Genomic DNA, 4,797 nt, shown 5'->3' on the forward strand with positions numbered 1-4,797 from the left:
ATTTCTCCTTCCGCCGCGACTTCGGCGCGTTCGCCACCACCTGCAGCAGGTCTTTGCGCACGGCCTCGATGTGCCGCTCCAGGAAGCGGCAGGCCTCCTCTACTTTCTGCGCACGACAGAGCGCGATCAGATGGGCGTGCTCCTTCTCGGCAATGCCCATCGACTTGGTGTTGGAGAGTTGTAGCCGCGTGTAGCGGTCGCTGGTCTGCAGCAGCGACAGCACGATCGCGCGCGTGCGCGGCTGCGGGGCGTGGACGTAGAGCGCCATGTGGAAGTCGGCATTGAGCTGGCCCCACTCACTGACGTTGCGCGCCTTGATCGCCTTCTCGAAGCTCCGGTGGATGTCGTCGAGCCCGTCGAAATCCTGCGCGGTGAAGCGCGGCGCCGACTGCGCCAGCAGTCGCGGCTCCAGGATACGGCGGAGGTCGAACACGTCGTTGATCTCGTCCAACGACAGCTCCGAGACGATGGCGCCCTTCTGCGGCACGATGCGCACCAAGCCTTCCGCCTCGAGCTGGAACAGCGCCTCGCGCACCGGGATGCGGCTGACGCCATAGGCTTCGCCCAGCGCGTCCTGGCGCAGCTGCGATCCGGCCGGATAGGAGCCGTCGAGGATTGCCTGGCGGAGCTGGTCGACGATCGCAGCCGACAGGGTGCGATGCTTCAGAGGCTGTTTCATCTGATCGTCCGTTGTCCTTCCCGACTCGTGCGGCCGACGCGGTCCCTGTCTTGCATGTCGAGTTGTCCGGCAAAAGCCGGGGCGCCACAAGCATAATGCCCAGCAAACGCGCGCCCTGCCGCCGAAATGACCGCAAACTCCGTTTGACTCCCAAAATGTATAAATTATACATTTGGCGATCGCACGACAAATCTTCAGGGGGTTGGGGCCTCTTTCATGATCGAGCAGACCATGCCGGCCACGCGCGCACTCAGCCTCCGACGCATGATCGTCCGGATGTCGAGTGCCCTGCTGGCCTGCGAGCGGCTCGCGCTGATGGGCCTGATGTACCTGCTCACCGGCCTGATCCTGGTGAACGTCGTCACCCGCTACTCGCATTTCCCGATCTACTGGATCGATGAATCCGCCGTTTATTGCGTGGTCTGGCTGACCTTCATCGGGGCATCCGCGATGACGCGGCTGAGGCTCGATTTCGCCGTGACCATGCTGACGGAGCGACTTTCCGGTCAGCACCAGAAATTTGCAAAAGTGATCTCGACCGGCCTCGTCGTGGTGTTCGGCGTCGCCCTGATCGTCACCTGCGTGCTCTGGATGGACCCGGTGGGCCTCGCCCGCGCCGGCTTCGACGGGCGTAAGCTCGCCGCCGAGACCTTCAACTTCCTCTACACCGAGCGCACGCAGACGCTGAACTGGCCGACCTGGGTGCTCTATCTGACGCTGCCGATCTTCGCGGTGTCGATGACCGTACATGGTCTCGCCAACCTGCTGGAAGATCTCGAGCTGGTCCCGCGCACGCCGCCGAAGGGCTTCCAGCTCTCCGAGCTCGACGGGGTCAATTGATGATCACGTCAGCAGCCTTCATGGCCTTCATGCTGGTCGGCGTACCGATTGGCCTCTGTCTCTGCCTCGCCGGCCTCGTCTACATCGCCGCCTCGGGCAACCCGGTGCTGTTCCAATCCTATCCGCTGCAGCTGTTCGGCGGCGTCGACAGCTACGGCCTGATCGCGATCCCGCTCTTCATCCTGATCGGCGAGATCATGAATGGCGGCGGCATCACGCGGCGCATCGTCGACATGGCGATGGCCTTCGTCGGCTCACTCAAGGGTGGTCTCGCCTACGTCAACATCCTCGCCAACATGTTCATCTCGTCCATCCTGGGATCGGCGACCGCGCAGGTCGCGATCATGGCGCAGATCATGGTCCCCGAGATGGAGAAGAAGGGCTACGACAAGACCTTCGCGGCCGGCCTGACCGCCTATGGCGGCATGCTCGGCCCGATCATCCCACCCTCGGTGATGTTCGTGGTCTACAGCGTGCTGGCGCAGGTCTCGGTAAGCGACATGCTGATCGCCGGCATCGTCCCGGGCGTCATCCTCACCGTGATGTTCTGCCTCGTCATCGCGCTGATGGGCTACATCTACAACTATCCGCGCGCGGCCTACCAGACGCCGCGCCAGCGCGTGATGACCATCCTGCGGACCTCGCCGACGCTGCTGATCCCGATCGTCATCGTCGGCACCATTCTCGGCGGCCTCGCCAACGCCACGGAATCCGCGGCCGTCGGCGCGGTGGCTGCGGCCCTGGTCGGAAAGTTCTGGACCAAGGAGTTCAAGTTCTCGCAGCTGCCACAGATGATGCTGCGCAGTGCGATCTATTCGGCGATCGTGCTGTTTCTGGTGGCGGCCGCCGCGGTGTTCTCCTGGGTGCTGATCTTCGGCAAGGTGCCGCAGGAGACCGCCGCCTGGATCCAGACCGTCGCCAAGGATCCGGTCAGCTTCATGCTGATCTGCAACGTCATCCTGCTGCTGATCGGCACTGTCATCGACGGCATTCCCGGCTTGATCATGACGGTGCCGATCCTGCTGCCGGTCGCAACCGAGATCTATCACATCGACCCCCGGCAATTCGGCGTCGTCGTGGTGATCAACCTCGTGCTCGGCCTTTTGTCGCCGCCGGTCGGGCTTTGCTTCTTCGTCGCGGCCGCCGTCACCGGCGCCAAGCCCGGCAGGATGTTCATGGTGACGCTGCCCTTCTTCGTCATCGCCTGCATCCTCCTGGTGCTGCTCTCGCTGTACCCATCGCTCTCGCTGATCCTCGTCAAATAGGCCCAAAGGAGTCCCACGATGCCGCTTTCACGCCGCCACTTTCTCGCCGCCAGTGCCGCCGCCTCGGTGTTCGCCCCGTCGCTGGCGCTCGCCCAGGCCAAGGAATTCCGTCTCGGCCTGATCACGCCGAACGGCCATTCCTGGAACAAGGCCGCGCTCAAATTCGGTGACGAGCTCAAGGCCGCCACCAACGGCCGCCTGACCCTGACCGTCTTCCACGCCGGCCAGCTCGGCAACGAGACCGCGATGATGCAGCAATTGCAGTCCGGCGCGCTCGACATGGGCTTCATCCAGGCCGCCGAGCTCGGCTCGCGCGTGCCGCACATCGCCGCGATCAACGCGCCTTACATCGTGCGCTCGACGCCGGCGGTGGCAAAGTTCGTGCGGCATCCGGCGGCGGTGAAGTTGTTCGAGGTGCTGCCGCAGGAGACCGGCACGATCGGGCTCGGCTGGGGCATCACTGGAATGCGCGCGGTGTTCTCCTCCAAGGACCTGAACACGCTCGCCGACATCAAGGGCATGAAGCTGCGCATCAACCCGACCCCGGTCTATCGCGACTTCTATTCCTCGCTCGGCGCGGCGCCGACGCCGATCCCGACGCCGCAGGTGTTCGACGCCATGGCCAACGGCCAGGTCGACGGCCTCGAAGCCGATCTCGAATTCTCCTGGAACCAGCGCTTCGACAAGGTGTCGAAGGTGATCCTGCAGATGAACGCCGTCTTCATGCCGATGGCCGCGGTCGTCTCCGGCCGCGTCTGGCAATCGCTGCCCGTCGCCGATCGCGAGCTGGTCACGAAAACGATCAAGACGACGCTGGACGCGCAGATCGACGAGCTCGCCGGCAACGAGCCCACGCTGATCGAGAATTTCAAGAAAGCACCAATCCCGATCCGCCAGGTCGACGCCAAGGACACCGAGGCCGTCATCGCCGAGTTCGACAAGATCTGGCTGCCCAAGGCCCCCGTCCTCGCCGAGCTGCGCAAGGTCGGCGCGACGCTCTGATCCCGTTCCCCATCCCTTTCACAAAAGCCGGCGGCTCCAGCCCCCCGCCGGCACATACCCCTGGAGTCAAACCATGAGCCGCCGCGTTGCCTGGGAAGGCGTCTTCCCGGCCGTCACCACCCAATTCCACGACGATCTCTCGCTCGACATCGACGCAACCGCCAAGGTGATGGACGGATTGATCCGCGACGGCGTCTCCGGCCTGATCGTCTGCGGCTCGGTCGGCGAGAACACCTCGCTCGAGCGCAAGGAAAAGGTCGCGATCATGGAAGCGGCGAAGTCGGTCGCGAAGGGCCGCGTGCCCGTGCTGTGCGGCATCGCCGAATTCACCACGGCGTTTGCGGTGGAGACCGCTAAGGAAGCCGCACGCGTCGGCATCGACGGCGTCATGGTGATGCCGGCGCTGGTCTATTCCTCCAAGCCGCACGAGACCGCCGCGCATTTCCGCGCCGTTGCCTCCGCGACTGACCTTCCCGTGATGCTCTACAACAACCCGCCGATCTACAAGAACGACGTTACGCCCGATATCCTGGCCTCGCTCGCCGACGTCGAGACCGTGGTCTGCTTCAAGGATTCCTCCGGCGATACGCGGCGATTCATCGACACCCGCAACATGGTCGGCGACCGCTTCGTGCTGTTCGCAGGTCTCGACGACGTCATCGTCGAGAGCGTCGCCATGGGCGCTGTGGGCTGGGTCTCCGGCATGTCCAACGCCTTCCCGCGCGAGGGCGAGACCCTGTTCCGCCTCGCCAAGGCCGGGCGCTTCGCCGAGGCGATGCCGCTCTACGAATGGTTCATGCCGCTGCTGCACCTCGATGCCCGCCCGGACCTCGTCCAGTGCATCAAGCTGTGCGAGCACATCATGGGCCGCGGCACCGCCCTGACCCGCCCGCCGCGCCTTGCGCTGCTGCCGCAGGAAAAGGCCGAGGTCGAGGCCCTGATGGCCAAGGCGCTGAAGAACCGCCCGCGCCTGCCGGATGTCGGGCTGAAGGCGGCTTGAGGGAAAAGTTT

At 64.6% G+C, this 4,797-nt stretch carries 5 protein-coding genes; 4 read left to right on the top strand and 1 reads right to left on the bottom strand.

Going from position 1 to position 4,797, the window contains the following annotated elements:
* The coding region (locus tag XF30_RS21905; RefSeq protein WP_109143827.1) for a GntR family transcriptional regulator at positions 1–679 on the bottom strand (679 nt) is incomplete at its 3' end.
* A 231-nt stretch (positions 680–910) separates the two neighbouring features.
* Here XF30_RS21905 and XF30_RS21910 point away from each other — a divergent pair.
* The 4 genes from XF30_RS21910 (at position 911) to XF30_RS21925 (ending at position 4,786) form a co-directional block, all read left to right on the top strand.
* Positions 911–1,519, top strand: a complete 609-nt coding sequence (locus XF30_RS21910; RefSeq protein WP_035999731.1) for a TRAP transporter small permease — start codon at positions 911–913, stop codon at positions 1,517–1,519.
* Entirely contained in the window at positions 1,519–2,784 is a 1,266-nt protein-coding gene (locus tag XF30_RS21915; RefSeq protein WP_036045581.1) for a TRAP transporter large permease, read from the top strand. The genes XF30_RS21910 and XF30_RS21915 overlap by 1 nt, the downstream gene beginning before the upstream one ends.
* 18 nt (positions 2,785–2,802) lie before the next feature.
* Positions 2,803–3,786 carry a TRAP transporter substrate-binding protein gene (locus XF30_RS21920; RefSeq protein ID WP_109143828.1) on the top strand — a complete coding sequence of 328 codons (984 nt, stop codon included), beginning with the start codon at positions 2,803–2,805 and terminating at the stop codon, positions 3,784–3,786.
* A 73-nt stretch (positions 3,787–3,859) separates the two neighbouring features.
* Positions 3,860–4,786, top strand: a complete 927-nt coding sequence (locus XF30_RS21925; protein WP_036027961.1) for a dihydrodipicolinate synthase family protein — start codon at positions 3,860–3,862, stop codon at positions 4,784–4,786.
* Positions 4,787–4,797: the final 11 nt, after the last annotated feature.

The organism is Bradyrhizobium sp. SUTN9-2, from assembly GCF_003122645.1.
In the GTDB taxonomy this organism is placed as follows: Bacteria; Pseudomonadota; Alphaproteobacteria; order Rhizobiales; family Xanthobacteraceae; genus Bradyrhizobium; species Bradyrhizobium yuanmingense.